Origin of the sequence: Catellatospora tritici (assembly GCF_019083965.1) — a bacterium.
GTDB classification, from domain to species: domain Bacteria; phylum Actinomycetota; class Actinomycetes; order Mycobacteriales; family Micromonosporaceae; genus Catellatospora; species Catellatospora tritici.
Genome location: NZ_JAHRCY010000007.1, coordinates 279,550 through 298,575 on the forward strand (window position 1 = coordinate 279,550; position 19,026 = coordinate 298,575).

The following is a 19,026-nucleotide window of genomic DNA, read 5'->3' on the forward strand; positions in this document are numbered from 1 at the left end:
CGGTTCGGGTTCAGGACCAGGGGGAGACGACCCGGCCCTCCTGGGCCGCCAGCGCGATGTCGGTGCGGTACTGCCCACCCGGCAGGTCGACCTGCGCCGCCAGCTCGTACGCGGCGGCGCGGGCCGAGGCCAGGTCGTGGCCGGTCGCGGTCGCGCACAGCACCCGGCCACCCGACGAACGCAGCACCCCGTGCTCGTCGCGGGCGGTGCCCGCGTGGATCAGGCCCTCGGCGCCGCTGATCGGGTCACCGGTACGGGCCTGCTCCGGGTAACCCGCACTGGCCACCACGACCGTCACCGCCGAGCCGTGGGCCCAGTGCAGTTCCGGCTGCTCAGCCAGGGTGTGCGTGGCGGCGGCGTGCAGCAGCCCGCCCAGCGGCGTCTCCAGCAGCGCCAGCACCGACTGCGTCTCCGGGTCGCCGAAGCGGCAGTTGAACTCGATCACCTTCGGCCCGGCCTTGGTGATGGCCAGTCCGACATAGAGCAGGCCCTGGAAGGGATGCCCCTCGGCGCGCATCTGCCGCAGCGTCGGGTGCACCACCGTGTCCATGACGTGGTCGACCAGCTCCGGCGGCGCCCACGGCAGCGGCGCGTACGCGCCCATGCCACCGGTGTTCGGGCCGGTGTCGCCGTCGCCGATCCGCTTGAAGTCCTGCGCGGGCAGCAGCGGGCGGGCGTTCTCGCCGTCGGTCACCACGAACAGCGAGACCTCGGGTCCGTCGAGGAACTCCTCCACGACGACGCGGGCGCAACCGGCCGCGTGTCGCAGCGCCGCCTCGCGGTCCTCGGTCACCACGACGCCCTTGCCCGCGGCCAGCCCGTCGTCCTTCACGACGTACGGCGCCCCGAACGTGTCCAGCGCGTGCGCGACCTCGTCAGGCGTGGTGCAGGTGTACGCGCGGGCGGTCGGCACCTGGGCCCGAACCATGATCTGCTTGGCGAAGTCCTTCGACCCCTCGATCCGCGCCGCAGCCGCCGACGGCCCGAAAACCGGAATTCCCTTACCCCGCACGGCATCAGCAGCCCCCGCCACCAACGGCGCCTCCGGCCCGACCACGACGAGATCGGCCTCGACCTCCACCGCCAGCCGAGCCACCTCATCGACCCGCATCGGATCGAGCGCCCGGACCTGCGCCACCTCGGCGATCCCCGGATTCCCCGGCGCCGCGATAACGGCGGTCACCTGCGGATCCCGCACCAACCCCAACACCAGGGCGTGCTCCCGCCCACCCCCACCAACCACCAATACCCGCACCCCCCCACCCTACCTTTCCCGTTGATCATGAACTTATGGCACGGCTCGACGGAGTGTCCTGGCCACAGGTTCCTGATCGACTGGTTTAGCCGGCCTGCCAGGGCGGTCCGCAGGTGCGCGGTGGAACCGAGCCAGCGGGAGGCCGATCGATACCGCGATCAGCTGGATCGGGCGAGGGCGCGGCGGACGGTCTCCGGAATGGTGCGGGGGTCCAGCGTGTCGCGCCAGGTGAAACGGATGACCCGGTAGCCCTCGTTGACCAGCGCATTCTGGCGCTCCCGGTCGCGGAAGACCGCCTCAGGTCGGTCGTGGATCTCGCCGCCGTCGGCCTCACCGATCACCCGAGCAGCACGCCACAGCAGATCCACCCGGGCAATCGGCCTCCCCGTCGCATCGGTGATCACCGCCTGCAACTCGTCCGGTGGCACCTTGCCGTCCACACAACGCAGCCGAGATCGCGTCTCCAACGGGGACTCCGCCAGGCCGTTCGCCAGGTCGATCCAGGCTCGAGCGTGCACAGCTCCACGCCGCCGTGCGATCGACCCGTGCAGCTCCGGCAGGTCATCCTCGGTGAGCAAGCCTTTGTTGAGGGCCGAGTCGAGCACCGAAACCGCCGCCAGGCGATCGACCTTGAGCATCAAGTCCGCGACGGTACGCAGCGGCGTGGTCACCGTGATGCCGTCCACGACCGCGACCTCATCATCAGCGAGGGTGAACTGATGCGGCACGACACTGGTGTCGCCGAGCCGCCTCGGCACAGCCAACTTCCCCGGCAGACTCACATGCAACCGGCTTTCGGGGCGCAGCCCATGCAGGCCGTGCACTACCGCAGCGCTCTCCAGCACCGCGACCGCATGCGGCCCGCCGGTGAGAACCGCCGCTCGGACAAGCGCCTTCGCGTCCAAGGACGTGTCCGCCCTGAGATCGGCGTCGACGAGGTACACGCCCCTGCTGACCGTCCGCCACATCCCTCGGCGGAGATACCACTTGACCTGGCCTGTCGACAGGTTGAGGTTGCGGCACTGCGCCGCGGTGATCAGACCATCCTGTCGCTCCACGAGCCGTTGCACTGCGAGCACGTCGACCAACCTCGCCCATGGCGAGGGCCGACCTCAACCCCTGTGCACAACCCTGTGGATAACCAGCCCGTTGATCAGGAACTTATGCACAGGACACGCCGTCGAGCCGTGCCATAAGTTCATGATCAACGGGATATGGGGTGGCGGTGGCGGGGGTTAGGGGAGGAGGTTGTGGCGGAGGACGTTTTCTTCGCGGCCGGGGCCTACGCCGATCATGCTGATGCGGGTGCCACAGAGGGATTCGAGGCGTTCGATGTAGCGTTGGGTGTTCGCCGGGAGCTCATCGAAGTCGCGGATCTTGGAGATGTCCTCCCACCAGCCGGGCATCCACTCGTAGATGGGCTTGGCGTGGTGGAAGGCCGTCTGGGTCATCGGCATCTCGTCGTAGCGTTCGCCGTCGACGTCGTAGCCGACGCAGATGGCGACCTGGTCGAGGCCGCTGAGGATGTCGAGCTTGGTGAGGACGAGGTCGGTGAGGCCGTTGACGCGGACGGCGTAGCGGCCGATGACGGCGTCGAACCAGCCGCAGCGGCGGGGACGGCCGGTGGTGGTGCCGTACTCGCCGCCGGTCTTGCGCAGGTGCTCGCCCATCTCGTCGTTCAGCTCGGTCGGGAACGGACCGGCGCCGACGCGCGTCGTGTACGCCTTGATCACACCGATGACCGACGTGATCCGGGTCGGCGGGATGCCGCTGCCGACGCAGGCGCCGCCCGCGGTCGGGTTCGACGAGGTCACGAACGGATACGTGCCGTGGTCCAGGTCGAGCAGGGTGGCCTGCGCCCCCTCCATGAACACGGTCTTGCCCTCTTCCAGGGCCTTGTTCAGGATCAGCCGCGTGTCGGCGATGTACGGCTTGAGCCGCTCCGCGTACGTCAGGTACTCCTCGACGACGGCGTCGACGTCGAAGCCCTTGCGGTTGTAGACCTTGAACAGGATCTGGTTCTTCTCCCGCAGCACCAGCTCCAGCTTCTGCCGGAGGATGCCCGGGTCGAGCAGGTCCTGCACCCGGATGCCCATGCGGGCGACCTTGTCGCCGTACGCGGGTCCGATGCCGCGGCCGGTGGTGCCGATGCGCGCGTTGCCCAGGTAGCGCTCGACCACCCGGTCCAGCGCGCGGTGGTGCGGCATGACCAGGTGCGCGTCGGCCGAGATGAGCAGGCGCGAGACGTCGACACCGCGCTCGGCCAGGCCGTCGATCTCGGCGAGCAGCACCTTCGGGTCGATCACGACGCCGTTGCCGAGGACGATCTCGGCGTTCGGGTGCAGGGCGCCGCTGGGCATCAGGTGCAGCGCGAACTTCTGTCCGTCCGGCGTGACCACGGTGTGCCCGGCGTTGTTGCCACCGGAGAAGCGGACCACGTAGTCGACGCGTGATCCGAGCAGGTCGGTAACCTTGCCTTTGCCCTCGTCGCCCCACTGGGCGCCGAGAAGCACGATCGCTGGCATCTTTCCTTCGCCTCCTAGGCGAGCCGCGCGGCCACGCACGGCTGTGGTGACCCCGGGGTGCCAGGCTAACAGCTTGATCGGGCGGCGATGCCCGGGCAAGGCCGAAGGAAGGACGTCCGTTGTACGACGTGGTGCTGCTCAGCATGGTCGAGCCCGATGACGGCTGCTGCGGCGACGACAGCTGCGGTGACGGTCACACCAAACAGTCGCCCGCCCCGCGTACGCCGGTGCTGCACTGCGTCGATGCGCTGCGTGCCGCCGGTGCCCGGGTGCAGACGGTGGTGGCCTGCTCGGATGCCGAGGTGGACGCGGTGCTGGCACAGCTGGACGGCCCGCCCCGCGCGGACGGCCTGACCTGGCCGGACTCCAACGGCAAGACCCGACTGGTGGTCGCGGTGACCGACGACGGGCAGCTGCGGCACGTGCTGCGCCGGATGGTGCGCCGGTACGCGCCGGCGCCGTCGAAGCGACCGGAGGACCTGGCCTCGGGCCGTACCGTGCCAGATCTGCCCGCGGTCGCGGTGCTGCCGCTGGACGCCACGGCCAAGGACCTGGCCGGGCAGCTGGGCCTGCCCCGGCAGCCGGCCGAAGTGGCCGCCGCCGTGCTGGGCGACACGGTCCGGCGGCTGGACCTGCTGCGGCACGACGGCGGTTCGGTGACCCTGGACGGCGTGCTGGTCGGCGGCGCGGACGCCGACGGCCGCCCGGCCCAGTGGCTGGGCCGGGTCGAGGTGGATGATCTGCTGCTCACCGACGGTGCCGACCCGCTGCTCGCGGTGGCGGTGGCCAACGCCGCCGGGGTGGCCCGCGCGGGCGGTCTGCCGCTGCTGAACTCCGCCGATCCGGCCGACGGTGTGATCGAAGTCGCGGTGGCGGTCCCGGTCACGCACAAGCCGATGTTCGGCCGGGCCCGCCTGCGGATCGAGGTGCGCCGGGCACGCGGGCGCGCGGTCTCGGTGACCCCGCGCGACGCCGAGGTGCCGCTGGTCGACGACTCGGTCGCGGGTTCGCTGAACCGCAAACGGTCCTGGTGGGTGGAGCCGGGGGCGTGGGCGGTGTACACAGGCTGAAACGGGCGGGTTTCAAGGCTGCGCCCACTGGTTAGGCTGAGCCCCGGGAAACGCGAACCCCGGTCACACCCGCCACGTGCGGGCCCGGACCCGGGTGGCACGGACTGACCTGGGGAGACTGACATGACCGAGTGGGAGTGGCCGCCGGACGAGATCAGCGGCCCGACGGAGGAGGCCAACCGGCCCTCCGGCGCGCGCGCCTCGGCGCCGGTCCGTCGTCCGGGCGACCAGCCGGTCGCGGGCGTACCGATGTCGGTGCCCGCGCCGCAGGCGGGCATCCCGCTGCCGGGTCCGCAGGCGGCGCCACTGGACCAGACCGCGGCGTTTCCGCTGCCGCCGGCCCGGCAGCAGGGCCCCGCGCCGGTCCCGTTGCAGACCAACGCGATCCCAGTGCAGCCGCACGCCGCACCGATCCCGGTCCAACCGCACCAGCCCGCCGCGCCGCCGCAGCCGCAGGCGGGCTCCGCGCCCGGATTCACCCCGCGCCTGCCACTGGCGGACGCCGCACCGCCGCAACCTGGGTCGAGTCCGCAGTTCGGCATGCCGCCGGTGCCCCCGCCGCCCGCGCAGCCTGCCCCGGCCCAACTGCCCGGCCACCGCGACGAGACCCCTGTCCCGAGCCGGCCCGAACCGGACGCGTCGCGCGCGATCAGCCCGCCGACCCCGGCTGCGGCAGGCCTGGGCTGGTCGGACCCGGTTCCCGGCGGGCCTGCCGGCCAGTCGCACCCGCCCCAGCTGCCGGTCCGGCAGCCCGGTGCCAGCCCGCTGGGCCAGGGCGGACGACCGCAGCCGTCGGTCCAGGCGCACCCAGCCGTTCCCGCCCATCCCGCGGTCCAGGCCCAACCGCCGGTGCAGGCCCAACCGCCGGTGCAGGCCCAACCGCCGGTGCAGGCGCAGCCCGCACTCCAGGCGCAGCCCGTGGTCCAGACACAGCCTGTGGTCCAGTCGCAGGGCACGCCGGGCCAGGGTGGGCCGGGCACCGCCGCGTCCGGTCGGGGCCCGGTCACCCAGCCGCCAGCGCAGCGCCCGCCGGTCACGGCCGTGCCGCCGCAGCAGACCCAGCCGGGGGTATGGCCGGTGCCGCAGGCCGGCGGCCCGGTTCCCGCCCCGCCGCCGGGCCCGTCGGGTCAACCGGTGCCACCGGTGATCCCGGGCGCCCCGCCCGCATCGGGAGGCGGTGAGGTCTACCTGCCCACGGCCGAGGAGTTCGCGCGGCGGCGGGCCCAGCGCCCGGCCGACCCGGTGGCCCGGATGGGCATCCAGGCCGCGCTGCGCAGCGCGACGTTCGGGCTGGTCAACCTGAGCCCTGGGCAGCGCGAGCAGGAGGTCCGGCGCGCGACCGACCTGGTCCGGCGCAACTTCGGCGGACTGCGCCAGATCACCGTGGTCAACCCGAAGGGCGGTGCCGGCAAGACGGTGGCGGTGCTGCTGCTGGCGATGACGTTCGGCCGCAAGCGCGGCGGGTACGTGCTGGCGTGGGACAACAACGAGACCCAGGGCACCCTGGGCATGCGGTCCCAACAGGACTTCCACTCGCGTACGGTGCGCGACCTGATGCGCGACCTGGGCCAGTTCACCGGGGCGCAGAGCCGCGTCGGCGACCTGTCGCAGTACGTGCGCGCCCAGGGTGACGGCATGTTCGAGGTGCTGGCCAGCGACGAGTCGGCGACCGCGGGCGAGATGCTGACCGCGCACGCCTTCTCGGAGATCCGCGAAGTGGTCAGCCGCTTCTACAAACTGATCATGGTGGACACCGGCAACAACGTACGCGCGGAGAACTGGCAGGCCGCGATCGACGCGACCGACCAGCTCGTGGTCACCATGTCGGCCCGTAACGACTCCGCCGAGACCGCCGCCCGGATGCTCGACCACCTGGAGCAGACCGGCCGCAGCCGACTGGTCCGCCAGGCGGTCACCATCGTGTCGCTGCCGCCCAGCCGCAAGGAGCTGGACATCCCCGCGATCGAGCGCCACTTTGCCGCCCGCACCCGGGCCGTCCTGATCGCCCCGTACGAGCGGATGCTCGACTCGGGCGAGCCCATCGACTACGGCCGCCTGTCCGAGGAGTCCCAGGACGCCTGGCTCCGGATCGCCGCCGCCGTCGCCGAGGGCCTGTAAAGATCGTCCAAGTTGCCGGGCAATCGGGGGTATCGAGGCACCTGATACGCCCGATTGCCCGGCAACTTGAGTTAGCTGTTGAGGGCGTCGAAGGCGGCGGGGTCGCAGTCGCGCAGGAACTGGGCGCAGCGGGCGGCCTCGTCGGCCTCGCCGATCTCGGCGGCGGCCTGCGACAGCGCGTGGAGGCAGCGCAGGAACCCCTGGTTGGGCTCGTGCGACCACGGCACCGGCCCGGCGCCCTTCCAGCCGCTGCGGCGCAGCTGGTCCAGACCCCGGTGGTAGCCGGTGCGGGCGTAGGCGTACGCGGCGACGGGCTGGCCGTCGGCGAGCGCGCGCTGGGCCAGCGCGGCCCACGCGCCGCTGAACGTCGGGTGCGCGGCCGCCACGGGCGTGGGGTCGGCGGTGGCGGCCAGCGCCGCGGCGGCCGCCTCGTCGGCGGGCAGCAGCGTGGCGGGCGGCTCGGGCATCAGGTTGCGCATACGGTCATTCAACCGAAAACCCGGCGGGATGTCCCTCGGCGCGGTTGAGCGATTCGTCACGGGCATACTCGGCTGATGCCGTCCACCACCCCGCTCGAGATCGAATCCCAGGAGGAGCTCGCCGAGCACCTGGCCAGCCACAGTCTGGCCGGGTTGACCGTGCAGGGCCTGACGATCACCGCCGACCTGTCGCACGTGAAGGTCAAGGACGCCGTCTTCATCGGCTGCGCCTTTCCCACCCTGGCCGCCGAGGCGGCGCTGGTGCGCCGGGGCGCGCACGTGGTGCCGGTCGCCGACTGGGCGCCGTACCCGACGCACCCGGCCCGGCTGTACACCTCTGCCGACCTCGTCGCCGGGTTCGCCGACGGCGGCTTCGAGAACATGTACGACACCCGCGTCTACCGCCACTTCGTGGCCGAGGGCGGACCCAACGCCGGGGTACGCGAAGCGCTGGCGCAGCGGCTGCACGACCACGGCATCGACAACGCGCTGTCGGACGCGCTGGCCGACGTGCCGAGCTCGCACCGGATCGGGGTGATGGGCGGGCACGCCGAGCCGCGCGGCTCCGCGGCGTACCGGATGGCGGCGGCGCTCGGGCACGGGCTGGCCCGCGCCGGACGGCTGATCGTCACCGGTGGCGGGCCGGGCGTGATGGAGGCCGCGAATCTGGGCTCCTACCTGGCCGGATACGACGCGGCGGTGGTCGCCGAGGCGATCGGGGAGTTGGCGAAGGCCCCGGACTTCCGCCAGCACGACACGTACACCCGCGCCGCGCTGCGGTTGCAGGCCGCGCACCCCGCCGACGACCCGTGGGCGGGTGGCCTGTCGGTGCCGACCTGGCTGTACGGCCACGAGCCTGCCAACATCTTCGCGGGCCAGATCGCCAAGTACTTCTCCAACGCGATCCGGGAGGACGTGATCCTGCGCGTGTCCCGGGGCGGCATCGTGTTCGCGCCCGGCCGGGCGGGCACCGTGCAGGAGGTGTTCCAGGCCGCCACGAAGACCTACTACGCCAGCGACGGCGACAGCGGCCCGTACGTCTTCCTGGGCCGCCGCTTCTGGACCGACGACATCCCCGCCCCGGACCTGCTGCGCACGCTGCTGGGTGGGGCCGGCGCGGCCGCCCTGGTCCACCTGACCGACGACATCGACGAGGCCATCTCCATCCTGACCACCTGATTTACGACCGCCACCACTGCCCCGCCCGCGGAGGTGGGCGCCAGCAGCTATGCGATCGGGATGCGGCGCCAGAAGCCGACGGGGAGGCTGACCTCGGGTTCGCCGCTGAGGCCGTTCTCGTCCATGGCGTTGAAGAGGGCCAGGCGCTGGTCGCCGAAGAAGAACTCGATCGCGTGCAGGACCTGCGGCCGCCAGGAGTTGGGGCTGATCCGCTCGATGATGTTGACGCGGGTCAGCGGCCGACCTCGGGCGGAGAGGATGGCCGGGTGGGTGTCGGACCACCAGTCCAGCCGCAGGCCGGGCCAGTCCAGCGAGGCCTGCATGTCGATGGTGTCCCAGCTGATCGCGCACTCGTCGAACTTGCGATGCGTGATCTCGATGTTGGCGTCGGGGAAGCCGAGCACGACGGGGCCGCCGGTGAACCAGCACTCGGAGTCGAGGTCCCACATCAGCCAGGAGCCGACCAGCGGCTGGCCGATGATGCGGGCGAACCGGGCCCGGTGCGCCCCGGCCAGCGCGTTCGCGTCGTGGTGCCACACCGGCTCGTACCCTTCGATGCCCAGCACGGCGGCTCTCCTTGTCTAGACGCGGATTCGGACGATCGTACCGATTCCCGTCAGCCCATGGGTGCAGCGCGGCGCGTGCGGCGCCGGTGTTGTCGGACTCACGTCTCCCGGAAACGCGGACGGCGGCCCCGGCCTGCGTGAACGCGGGCCGGGGCCGCCGGGGCGATCCGGGTGGATTACTTGAGCTTGGTGCCGGTCGAGCGCAGGTCGTTGCAGGCCTCCAGCACGCGCTTGGCCATACCGGCCTCGGCGGCCTTGCCCCAGGCGCGCGGGTCGTACGCCTTCTTGTTGCCGACCTCACCGTCGATCTTCAGCACGCCGTCGTAGTTGCGCAGCATGTGGTCGACCACCGGACGGGTGAACGCGTACTGGGTGTCGGTGTCGACGTTCATCTTGACCACGCCGAAGTCGAGCGAGTCGCGGATCTCCGACAGCAGCGAGCCCGAGCCGCCGTGGAACACCAGGTCGAACGGCTTGTCCTTGCCGTACTTGGCGCCGACCGCCTCCTGGATCTCCTTGAGGATCTCCGGGCGGAGCTTGACGTTGCCCGGCTTGTACACGCCGTGCACGTTGCCGAAGGTGAGGGCGGTCATGTACCGGCCCTTCTCGCCCAGGCCCAGCGCGGCGGCGGTGGCCAGCGCGTCCTCGACCGTCGAGTACAGCTTCTCGTCGATGGCGCCGACGACGCCGTCCTCTTCGCCGCCGACGACACCGACCTCGATCTCGAGGATGATCTTCGCGGCCGAGGTCAGCGCGAGCAGCTCCTCGGCGATGCGCAGGTTCTCGTCCAGCGGCACCGCGGAACCGTCCCACATGTGCGACTGGAACAGCGGGTTCTCGCCCTTGGCCACGCGCTCGGCCGAGATGGCCAGCAGCGGGCGGACGAACTTGTCCAGCTTGTCCTTGGGGCAGTGGTCGGTGTGCAGCGCCACGTTGACCGGGTAGTTCTTGGCGACCTCGTGCGCGAAGGCGGCGAAGGCGACCGAACCGGTGACCATGTTCTTGATGGTCGGGCCGGAGGCGTACTCGGCACCACCGGTGGAGATCTGGATGATCCCGTCGCTCTCGGCCTCCGCGAAGCCCTGCAGGGCGGCGTGCAGCGTCTGCGAGGAGGAGACGTTGATCGCGGGGTAGGCGAACGCGCCGGCCTTGGCGCGGTCGAGCATCTCGGCGTAGACCTCAGGGGATGCGATAGGCATCTGTGAACGCTCCTAGCGTGTTCGCGGATGACCGCGGCGGTGGTGTCGCCTGCCATGGCGGCTGCGGGAAGACCGCGCTGTCCTCGTTACAGGAGTATTGCCTACGTCACTTGACCTGGCGAATTCACCCCTGCTCCGCGCCGCGATCCGGTCAGGCGGGCTGCTCGGCACTGTCCGGGACCAGCAGGCTGAGCGCCCAGCTGACCACGGCCATCACGATCGCGCCCCAGAACGCGGGCCAGAAGCCGTCGACGTGGAACGGCAGCTTGAGCAGGTTCGACAGCCAACCCACCAGCAGGAACAGCAGCGCGTTGACCAGCAGCGCGAACAGGCCGAGGGTGAGCACGTAGAAGACGCAGCCGAGCACGTGGATGACCGGTTTGAGCACCGCGTTCACCAGCCCGAAGATCAGCGCCACGATGATCAGCGTGAGGGCGTTGCGTACAGCCGTCGAGCCGTACACGTCGATGCCCTTCACCACCAACGTGGTGATCCACAATGCCACGGCATTGATCACCCAACGGATCAGAAACCCCATATGGTCATCTTGTACGCCGATAGCAACATCTGCTGGCGAACCGTCAAGTGCGGTCGTACCGTGAAGAAATGACCGAGAACGCGGCAGGCGTGCCCGAGGCCGACGCGCTCGAGCAGGCAACCCTGGCCGATCCTCTCGCCGACGAGGACCTCCTTAACGCGCTGCCCGACCAGCCGATCGGAGAGCCGGAGGCGGCGCTGCCCCCGGGCTCGGAGTGGGATCAGGTCGAGCAGCGGGTGGTGGTCGTGCCCGCCGAGGACGACTACGTGTGAAGCAGCCAGTCCGGATGGCCCGCGGCGAAGGCCGCCATGCCGTCCTGCCTCAGCGCCGCCAGCAGCTGGGGCCCGACCTGCTCGTCGAGCAGTTCCCGGCCGTGGCCGTCGGCGCGGAAGCCGGGCTGGGTGATGCCCACGATCTCGGTACGGTCCACCCGCTCCAGCCGCATCGCCAGCCCGAGCAGACTCATCCCGCCGGTGTCCAGACCCACCCCGGGGGTGCCGAGCAGCCCGCGCAGCTTCCCCGCGTCCAGTAGCAGGTTGAGTTCGGCGGCCCGCTGGGCCAGGCCGAGCAGCACCCGCTGACCGTTGCGGTCGCGCCCGTACGCGCCGTCGGGCACCCCGTTGCCTCGCTGCCGGAGCAGGTCGGCGGCCTCGCCCCCGGACAGGTCGCGGCAGCCCGCCGGGTAGACGTGCCCGGTGTGGCGCGACTTCACGCTCGTCGGCAGACACACCGGCACCCCGCCGAGGTCGTCGACGATGCTGCGCACCGAGCTGAGCTTGACCGTCGCCACGGCGTCCACTCGCACGCCGGTGGCCTGCTCGACGGTCCGCCGGGCCAGTTCCGTCCCCCCGTACGTGTACGCGGCGTTGAGCCGGTGCCGCCCGTGCCCGGGAATGTCCACGGCCAGGTCGCGCGGCAGCGCCACCAGGTACGCGCCGTGGCCGTCGGCGGGCAGGTGGAGCAGTGCCACCGTGTCGGCGCGGGCGTCGGGCATGACACCGATCTGGTCCAGCCCGAGCAGCAGCAGGTTGAGCGCGCCGGACGGCACCGGCTCGGCCGACGGCTCGGCGAACCCGGTCAACCCGGTGACCGGGCCGGGCAGCACGTCCGCCCCGCGCCACAGCGTGACCGGCACCGCGATCACGAGCGCGGCCAACGCCCCGGCCAGGCTGGTCCGGACCGCGGTACGGCGCCTGCGGCGCCGCCCGGTCTCGGTGTCGATGGCCTTCCGCAGCGGCTCCAGTTCGGGCGTCTGCTCCTCGTGGGCCCGGAACACCGCGCGCAGCTCTTCTTCGATCATCGAACGACTCCCATGCTGAGCTGCGCACCGGCCGACTCGCGCAGCCGGGTGAGCGCCTTGGAGATGTAACCGCGGGCGGTGCCGACGGTGCAGCCGAGCATGTCGGCGATCTCCGCATCGGCGAGGTCTTCGTAGTAGCGCAGCACCAGGGCGGCGCGCTGCTGACGGGGCAGCGTCGCCAGCACCGACCAGATCACGTCGCGCTGGGCGCTGCGCTCGGCCAGGTCGTGCGGCACGGCGACCGTTTCGTCGGGATCGGCGCGTAGGAACACCCGGCGGAACCAGGAACCGCGGCGCCAGTCGAGGTACTGGTTGATCATCATGCGCTTCACGTAGCGCTCGGGGGACTCGGCCCGCGACACCTTGCGCCAGTGCAGCTGCGCTCGCACCATGGTCTCCTGTACCAGGTCCTGCGCGAGATGCTGATCACCCGTGAGCATGACCGCGTATCGCGACAGCGCGGCCAGCCGGGTGGTGGCGAACTCCTCGTAGGTCACAGTCACCCCCTCGACTCCAAGGACGTATCCGGGCGGCGAGAACATTGCCCGGTAGTCTTTAGCGGCGTGACCGTAGTCGACACTCTGCAGACCCTGGCCGGGGACCCCCTCGCGTCCGCCACCTTCGACGTGCTCAACCCGACCGACTGGCTGCGCTTGTTCGGCCCGGCCGCGCTGTTCGGGGTGTGCTTCATCCTTTTCGCCGAAACCGGCCTGATGGTCGGATTCTTCCTCCCGGGCGACTCGCTCCTGTTCATCGCCGGCATGATCGCCGCCGGCGTGATGACCGAGTACGACCTATCCCTGCCGATCGGGTGGCTGCTGGTGCTCGGCCCGCTGTGCGCGGTCCTCGGCGCCCAGCTCGGCCACTGGCTCGGCGCCCGCTACGGCCGCCGGATGTTCAACAAGCCCGACTCCCGCCTGTTCAAGCAGGAGTACGTGGCAAAGGCCGAGCACTACTTCGAGAAGTTCGGCCCGCGCCGCGCCATCGTGCTGGCCCGGTTCATGCCGATCGTGCGCACCTTCATGAACCCGGTCGCGGGCGTGCTCGGCATGCCCGCGCGCCAGTTCCTGGTGTGGAACATCGTCGGCGCGATCCTGTGGGTCGACGGCATCCTGCTGCTGGGCTACCTGCTGGCCAACCAGATCATCGACCTCATCGGCGGCGCCGACAAGATCGACCGGTACATCATCCCGCTGGTGCTGCTGATCGTCGCGATCTCGCTGATCCCGATCGCCATCGAGGTCATCCGCGAGCGCCGCGCCAAGCGCCGCGGCGAGTCCCCGAACCACGTCGAGAAGGTCACGGTCCGCTAGTCAGCGGCAAAAAGATCGCCGTCTCAGGGCTTGCCCCGAGACGGCGATCTTTTTGCGTGGGTACGGACTAGGCCAGCAGTGCCTTGAGGAAGATGGAGCGCATCTGCTTCGGGTCGCTGACCTGGAACGCCGCGCCGCCGGTGGTGGCGGCGATCGCCTGCAGGTCGGCCAGCTTGACGTCCGGGCCGAGACCCAGCAGCACCACCCGCACCGGGCGGGTCACGTCGGCGAGCTTCTCCAGCTCCTTCTGCATGGCCCGCAGCTGCATCCCGGTGTTGTCCTTGCCGTCGGTGAAGACGACCAGCGTGTTGCTCCGCATCGGGTCGTAGCCCTGCACCATCGCTTTGTAACCGTCGATGATCGCCTTGTACAGCGGGCAAACGTCGGTGAAGGCGGGCTGGGCGCCGTGCACCGCGCCGTTGAGCATGCTCCGCTGCGACTTGGACAGCTTGGCCAGCGGCACCACCGGCTGGTGGCCGGGGCCCGCGAAGGCCCACAGGCCGACCTCGCTGTCGTCGGTGAACAGCTTCAGCCCGTCCTCGGCCGCGGAACGCATCACCTGCATACGCGGGGCGGTGTTGCCGTTGCCGGTCATGGTCCGGTTCATCGAGGAGGTCACGTCGACCAGCGCGATCACCCGGGACGGCGTCTTGGCCGCGATCCAGACCGTGAGCACGCTGCGGACCTGGTTCATGTCGTTGAGCGGCTGCACGAACACGCTGGACGAGGAAACGCCGTGGCCGACGGGAAAGCCGGTCGAGGCGGTGCCGTCCGGCTTGCGCAGGCCGCGCTTGGCGAAGATTCCCGCGTAGTCGCCGCTGGTCAGCGCCTCACGGAACATGGTCGCCGCGGTGACCACGGGCCGCGGCTGGCGAGCGCGCACCGCGAACGGGAAGTCGAGCGTCGGCGCGCCGGCGAGGTTGATCGCCGCCATGGGCGCCGCGGGGCCGGTCGCGTTGAACGTCACCACGGCCTGCTCGCTGACCGGCGCCCCGGTCACGCCCTTGCCGAACTGCTTCCACAACTCGACGGTGTCGGCGACCGGCCCGCCGATACCGCGGAACGACTGGACCAGTTCGGGCAGGTCGGCCTCGGACGCCACCACGGCCTGGGCCAGCATCATCGCGCCGACCATGCCGGCGGTGTCGCGGCGCGGCTCGACGACGCCCAGTTTCAGCGGCGAGTGGTCGCCCGAGAGCAGGCCCTTGAGCATGGCCGGATCGACGCCCTTGGCCAGTTGCGCGGAGAGCTGGCGGGCGGCGGTCTCCGGCACGGCGAGCACGATCGGGCTGGCCGCCACCGAGGGCGACTCCGCCTCGAAGATGTCGCGGTCGACCGCGCGCACCCGACCCAGCCAGTACGAAGAGTCGGGGATCCAGACCGCGGGCAGGTCGGAGTCGTTGGGGGTCGGTGCGGGCTGGTCGGCCACGTCGACCTGCCCACCGGCCCAGGTGCCCAGCGAGTTGGCCAGTTCGTAGGCGGGCTTGGACATGACGTCGACCCGGATGCAGTCCTGGCCGATGGTGGGGTTGGTGGCGGTCCAGCGCGCCCCGATCTCGGTGATGGCCGGGGCGACGGAGGGGTCGGCGGCGACGGTGAGATTGATGCCGCCGCTACCGCAGCCGTCGGCGTCGGCACTGACCGACTTGAGCACTACCGTGGCGACACCGCAGAGCGACAGCGCGCCGATGATGATCACTGGTATCCGTACGGCGCGGCGCGCGAACAGGCCACGCCGGCGCGGGGGGGCCTCAGGTTCACCCCAGCCACGACGGATATGACGTCCAGACATGGGTTACTCCCAGTGGATGCGGCGGCGCCGGGACCGGCGGCGGGGGTTACCGCGGCGGCAGCACGCCGAAACTTCGCGTCAGCTTAGAGGTACTGCGGCCTGCTGTAACGTGCTGACGGCAAGTTTGACTGCGGGTAGTCAACCAGGTGCGTTGCGATATATCGACAATGATTCGGGGGTACGCAAAGCGCCGCGGGGCGCACTCTCCGCGATGGAGAGCGCGCCCCGCGGCGCGAGCAGGCCCTTGGGCCGAGCGTCAGCGAGCCTTCTTGGTGGCCCGCTTGCGCGGCGGGGTCAGCAGCTCGGCGACCGTGGCGATGGCCGACGGCACCAGGCTGTAGTAGGCCCAGACACCACGCTTGTCACGGTTCAGCAGACCCGCCTCGGTGAGGATGCGCAGGTGGTGGCTGACCGTGGGCTGGGACAGGCCCAGCGGAGCGGTCAGGTCACAGACGCACGCCTCGCCCTCGGGGGCGGACTGGATGAGGCTGAGCAGCCGGAGCCGGGCCGGGTCAGCGAGTGCCTTGAGAACACCGGCGAGACGCTCGGCATCGGCACGTTCAATCGGCTCGCCGGCGAGCGGCGAGATCTGAGGCAGCGGGGTTTCCACCAGAGCTGTACCCACGTGTTTCTTCCTTCCAAACCAGCATCGATCCACCTACATATTAGCAGGTACGGATCGGAGTTCCGTTAGGCCGACAGGCCAAGGTCCGCCAACGTATAGGCGGCCCGGTACGACAGTCCGGCAGCACGCACCGTATCGCCCGCGCCTCGATCGACAATAACCGCAACACCGATGACCTCGGCACCCGCCTCCCGCAGTGCATCAATAGCGGCAAGAACACTACCGCCTGTAGTCGAGGTGTCCTCGACAGCGAGCACTCGGCGACCGGCCACGTCCGGCCCTTCGATCCGGCGCTGCAACCCGTGCGCCTTACCCGCCTTGCGCACCACGAACGCGTCCAGCGGACGCGCCGAGGTGTGCAGCATGGCGGCGGCGACCGGGTCCGCACCCAGGGTCAGCCCACCCACCGCGTCGAAGTCCCAGTCGGCGGTCAGCTCATTGAGCACCCGCCCGACCAGGGGCGCAGCGGCATGGTGCAGCGTGATCCGGCGCAGGTCCACGTAGTAATCCGCTTCCTGGCCCGAGGAAAGAGTGACCTTTCCTCGCACCACCGCGAGATCAGTGATGAATTTACGCAAGTCGTCGCGGTCGGACATGGGAGGCACACTACCCGCCGATCCTGAGAGTTCGATCCGGGGGTGTCCTTGCTGCTGCAACTATCGCCCTTCCGTGTCGCGTCCGGTACGCACCCGGGCACCTCGGGCAAGGCGCCGCAGAAGGCGGGTCGGGGTGTGCCGCATGAAGCTCACCACGACTTTGTACTTCCAGTTCGGCACGCTGACCGTGCGACCTCGCCGCAGGTCACGCAGTGCGTCGGAGACAACATCAGGCGCTTGCAGCCACATCCAGTCCGGGGTCTTCGTCATGTTGATACCGGCCCGTTCGTGGAATTCCGTACGCGTGAAACCGGGGCACAGCGCCAACACCCGTACCCCGTGATGCGCCACGGAAAGAGCCACCGATTCACTGAAATTGGTGACCCAAGCCTTACTCGCCGGATAGGTGCTGCCGGGCATCGCCGCGCCGAAGCCGGCCACGGATGAGACGTTGATGACATCTCCGCGTCGGCGCGCCACCATTCCGGGCAGCACCGCGAGCGTAAGTCGCATCACCGCCTGCACGTTGACCGCCAGCAGGTGCAGCTCCTTCTCCACAGTGGATTTGAGGAACGGTGTGTTCAGCGACAGCCCGGCGTTGTTGACGAGCAGATCCACCGGCCGCGCGGTGTCCTTGAGCCGCGCCTCGACCAGCTCACATCCGACGGGTGTGGCCAGATCCGCCGCGATGAACCCGGCCCGTACGCCATAGGTGCGGCTCAGCGCTTCGGTGAATTCCGCCAGCCTGGCCTCGTCTCGCGCCACCAGCACCAGGTCCCAGCCGTCGGAGGCCAGGCGGACCGCGAAGGCGCGGCCGATGCCGGCGGTGGCGCCGGTAACCACGGCGGTGCGGTTCCCGCCCTCCGCCTGCGGATCAGGAGCCGGTTCGGCCTGCGTGACGGGCAGTTCGGCGGTGCTGTTGGCGGACGAGGACATCGGCGCTCACCTCAGGCGTTGGTCGGCGGTGACACGGGAGGGGGCGTGGTGGCCGGCGGAATCGCGGCGGGCCGGTCCCGATGGAAGAAGGCGTTCGCCGCGGGCAGCGCCAGCAGCACCGCAGTGGCAATGTAGCCGAGCGCCTGCGCCACCGAGGAGACCCCGGTGAGCCCGGCCCACCAACCCGGGAAGGAGTCCACCAGCGCCTGGGCCGCCTGGGTCATCTCCGGGTCGTTGCCCTGCAGCGTGACATTGTGCGTGCCCAGACTCGCCGCGCTGGACAGGCCGCAGCAGGCGAGGATGATGCCGAGGCCGCACACCACCCAGGTCAGGATGCGGGCGAGCCGGTTGCCCTGCCACACCCCCCACGCCAGGGCGAACAGCACCAGCGCCACGACGAAGTACACCAGCCCGTAGCCGATCAAGGTGCCCTTGAGCCCGTTGGAGAGGTTCGAGACGTTCTCCATGGAGACGCCCTCGAGCACGGCCCGGACCTTGAACCGGTTGATCACGCCCGGGATGGCGGCGAGGTGGGTGATGCCGGTCGCCAGTGCGAGGAGGCCGAGCAGGGCGAGGATGGCCGCGGCGATCTGCACGACCAGCGGGCGCAGGCTGGACGGGTGGGTGTGCACCGGGTGCACCGGGTGCACCGGGTGCACGGGGTTCTCGGGTTGCTCGGGTTGCTCGGGCATGGGCGCTGCTGTGGACATGGACAAACCCCCGATACCGGCGACCGGACTGCCGCTCCAGATCGGAAATTACCGGTTTCGAGGGTTTTTGGGGCTTGAATGACGATACCGAGTACGCGGGAGGCGTGGCCGCCTCCCGCGTACCGCGGGTCAGACCGTCGGGTAGGTCGGGGGCACCCACTCCGGAGCGGGCTTGCGGAAGAAGTTGTTCGACGGCGGCAGCGCGAGCAGCACCGCCACGGCGATCAGCGCCAGCAGGCCGATCACGCTCAGCGCAATGGAGACCGGGGTCGCCCAGCCCGGCGTGATGTCGGCCACCCGGGCCGTGATCTCGGACTGGTCGATGCCGCCGGTGTTCTGGCCGCTCATACCGGAGAGCATGCCGTTGGCTCCGTTGCTCACCAGGCCGCAGCCGTAGCAGCAGATGCCCAGACCGCTGAAGACCCACGCGGTGATGCGGGCCCACTGCTTGCCCTTGCCGGTGAACAGGCCCAGCACCACGAACATGATGGCGACGAGCAGGTAGACGCCGGCGATGATGAAGAACATGACCGTGAAGATGCTGCCGAACGAGGACGCCATCTCCCGGTCCGCACCGGCGTCGACGTAGATGTCCTCGATCAGGCCCGCCGGAATCTGGGTGGCGGTGTAGACCTGGATCGCCGCGGTGATCACCAGCAGGGCGGCGACGAGGTGGAGCAGCATGGCGGAGAGGGTGACCGGGCCGGGCCGCGAGCCGGGCGCGGGCGGGGCGGTGTAGCCGCTCGGAGGAGGTGGCGTGTACGACATGTCCGCCACCGTAACGGCCCGCGACCACGTGCGCCTGCGCCGCTGGGCCGATCCCGC

The 19,026-nt window shown here is 70.4% G+C and carries 20 protein-coding genes; 5 read left to right on the forward strand and 15 right to left on the reverse strand.

Annotated features, from left to right (window positions below; genetic code table 11):
* Nucleotides 1–10: 10 nt before the first annotated feature.
* The 3 genes from purD to KUA19_RS18365 form a co-directional block, all read right to left on the reverse strand.
* On the reverse strand, nucleotides 11–1,255 hold the full coding sequence (gene purD, locus KUA19_RS18355; protein WP_217397214.1) for a phosphoribosylamine--glycine ligase: 1,245 nt from the start codon (nucleotides 1,253–1,255) through the stop codon (nucleotides 11–13).
* 158 nt (nucleotides 1,256–1,413) lie between these two features.
* Nucleotides 1,414–2,334 (reverse strand): type IV toxin-antitoxin system AbiEi family antitoxin, encoded by a 921-nt coding sequence (locus KUA19_RS18360; protein ID WP_308167513.1) that lies wholly within the window; start codon nucleotides 2,332–2,334, stop codon nucleotides 1,414–1,416.
* A 156-nt stretch (nucleotides 2,335–2,490) separates the two neighbouring features.
* Entirely contained in the window at nucleotides 2,491–3,780 is a 1,290-nt protein-coding gene (locus tag KUA19_RS18365; RefSeq protein WP_217397215.1) for an adenylosuccinate synthase, read from the reverse strand.
* Nucleotides 3,781–3,899: 119 nt separating this feature from the next.
* Between KUA19_RS18365 and KUA19_RS18370 the strand changes: the two genes are divergently transcribed.
* Both KUA19_RS18370 and KUA19_RS42895 read left to right on the forward strand, forming a co-directional pair.
* Nucleotides 3,900–4,850 carry a diacylglycerol kinase family protein gene (locus KUA19_RS18370; RefSeq protein ID WP_217397216.1) on the forward strand — a complete coding sequence of 317 codons (951 nt, stop codon included), beginning with the start codon at nucleotides 3,900–3,902 and terminating at the stop codon, nucleotides 4,848–4,850.
* A 123-nt stretch (nucleotides 4,851–4,973) separates the two neighbouring features.
* Nucleotides 4,974–6,968, forward strand: a complete 1,995-nt coding sequence (locus tag KUA19_RS42895; RefSeq protein WP_254549625.1) for a chromosome partitioning protein — start codon at nucleotides 4,974–4,976, stop codon at nucleotides 6,966–6,968.
* Nucleotides 6,969–7,039: 71 nt separating this feature from the next.
* On the opposite strand, the gene KUA19_RS18380 is transcribed toward KUA19_RS42895, so the two are convergent.
* Nucleotides 7,040–7,447, reverse strand: coding sequence for a DUF3151 domain-containing protein (locus tag KUA19_RS18380; RefSeq protein ID WP_217397217.1), 408 nt, complete (start codon nucleotides 7,445–7,447; stop codon nucleotides 7,040–7,042).
* A 75-nt stretch (nucleotides 7,448–7,522) separates the two neighbouring features.
* On the opposite strand from KUA19_RS18380, the gene KUA19_RS18385 reads away from it, so the two are divergent.
* On the forward strand, nucleotides 7,523–8,626 hold the full coding sequence (locus KUA19_RS18385; protein ID WP_217397218.1) for an LOG family protein: 1,104 nt from the start codon (nucleotides 7,523–7,525) through the stop codon (nucleotides 8,624–8,626).
* Nucleotides 8,627–8,673: 47 nt separating this feature from the next.
* Here KUA19_RS18385 and KUA19_RS18390 read toward each other — a convergent pair whose 3' ends face one another.
* The 3 genes from KUA19_RS18390 to KUA19_RS18400 all read right to left on the reverse strand — a co-directional run bounded on the left by KUA19_RS18390 (nucleotide 8,674) and on the right by KUA19_RS18400 (nucleotide 10,929).
* On the reverse strand, nucleotides 8,674–9,192 hold the full coding sequence (locus tag KUA19_RS18390) for a hypothetical protein (protein ID WP_217397219.1): 519 nt from the start codon (nucleotides 9,190–9,192) through the stop codon (nucleotides 8,674–8,676).
* Between the two features lie 176 nt (nucleotides 9,193–9,368).
* Nucleotides 9,369–10,391 carry a class II fructose-bisphosphate aldolase gene (gene fbaA, locus KUA19_RS18395; protein ID WP_217397220.1) on the reverse strand — a complete coding sequence of 341 codons (1,023 nt, stop codon included), beginning with the start codon at nucleotides 10,389–10,391 and terminating at the stop codon, nucleotides 9,369–9,371.
* 151 nt (nucleotides 10,392–10,542) lie between these two features.
* Nucleotides 10,543–10,929 carry a phage holin family protein gene (locus tag KUA19_RS18400; protein WP_217397221.1) on the reverse strand — a complete coding sequence of 129 codons (387 nt, stop codon included), beginning with the start codon at nucleotides 10,927–10,929 and terminating at the stop codon, nucleotides 10,543–10,545.
* 68 nt (nucleotides 10,930–10,997) lie between these two features.
* Between KUA19_RS18400 and KUA19_RS18405 the strand changes: the two genes are divergently transcribed.
* Nucleotides 10,998–11,201, forward strand: a complete 204-nt coding sequence (locus tag KUA19_RS18405) for a hypothetical protein (RefSeq protein WP_217397222.1) — start codon at nucleotides 10,998–11,000, stop codon at nucleotides 11,199–11,201.
* On the opposite strand, the gene KUA19_RS18410 is transcribed toward KUA19_RS18405, so the two are convergent.
* Nucleotides 11,192–12,229 carry an LCP family protein gene (locus KUA19_RS18410; protein WP_217397223.1) on the reverse strand — a complete coding sequence of 346 codons (1,038 nt, stop codon included), beginning with the start codon at nucleotides 12,227–12,229 and terminating at the stop codon, nucleotides 11,192–11,194. The genes KUA19_RS18405 and KUA19_RS18410 overlap by 10 nt on opposite strands.
* Complete coding sequence (locus KUA19_RS18415; RefSeq protein WP_308167496.1) at nucleotides 12,226–12,732, reverse strand: SigE family RNA polymerase sigma factor; 507 nt, start codon at nucleotides 12,730–12,732, stop codon at nucleotides 12,226–12,228. Before KUA19_RS18415 ends, KUA19_RS18410 begins: the two co-directional genes overlap by 4 nt.
* A 60-nt stretch (nucleotides 12,733–12,792) precedes the next feature.
* Here KUA19_RS18415 and KUA19_RS18420 point away from each other — a divergent pair, with 60 nt between their 5' ends.
* Nucleotides 12,793–13,542: a DedA family protein gene (locus tag KUA19_RS18420; protein WP_308167497.1), complete on the forward strand. Its 750-nt coding sequence runs from the start codon at nucleotides 12,793–12,795 to the stop codon at nucleotides 13,540–13,542.
* A 67-nt stretch (nucleotides 13,543–13,609) separates the two neighbouring features.
* Here the strand turns inward: KUA19_RS18420 and KUA19_RS18425 are convergent, their stop codons facing one another.
* The 6 genes from KUA19_RS18425 to KUA19_RS18450 form a co-directional block, all read right to left on the reverse strand.
* Complete coding sequence (locus tag KUA19_RS18425) at nucleotides 13,610–15,241, reverse strand: substrate-binding domain-containing protein (RefSeq protein WP_217397226.1); 1,632 nt, start codon at nucleotides 15,239–15,241, stop codon at nucleotides 13,610–13,612.
* Between the two features lie 349 nt (nucleotides 15,242–15,590).
* A complete protein-coding gene (locus tag KUA19_RS18430) occupies nucleotides 15,591–15,932 on the reverse strand; it encodes an ArsR/SmtB family transcription factor (protein ID WP_217397374.1) in 342 nt (113 codons plus the stop codon).
* Between the two features lie 92 nt (nucleotides 15,933–16,024).
* Nucleotides 16,025–16,555 carry an orotate phosphoribosyltransferase gene (gene pyrE, locus KUA19_RS18435; RefSeq protein WP_217397227.1) on the reverse strand — a complete coding sequence of 177 codons (531 nt, stop codon included), beginning with the start codon at nucleotides 16,553–16,555 and terminating at the stop codon, nucleotides 16,025–16,027.
* A gap of 60 nt (nucleotides 16,556–16,615) precedes the next feature.
* Complete coding sequence (locus tag KUA19_RS18440) at nucleotides 16,616–17,491, reverse strand: SDR family NAD(P)-dependent oxidoreductase (protein WP_217397228.1); 876 nt, start codon at nucleotides 17,489–17,491, stop codon at nucleotides 16,616–16,618.
* Between the two features lie 11 nt (nucleotides 17,492–17,502).
* Nucleotides 17,503–18,183: a hypothetical protein gene (locus KUA19_RS18445; RefSeq protein ID WP_217397229.1), complete on the reverse strand. Its 681-nt coding sequence runs from the start codon at nucleotides 18,181–18,183 to the stop codon at nucleotides 17,503–17,505.
* 147 nt (nucleotides 18,184–18,330) lie between these two features.
* A complete protein-coding gene (locus KUA19_RS18450; protein ID WP_217397230.1) occupies nucleotides 18,331–18,969 on the reverse strand; it encodes a hypothetical protein in 639 nt (212 codons plus the stop codon).
* Between the last annotated feature and the right edge of the window lie 57 nt (nucleotides 18,970–19,026).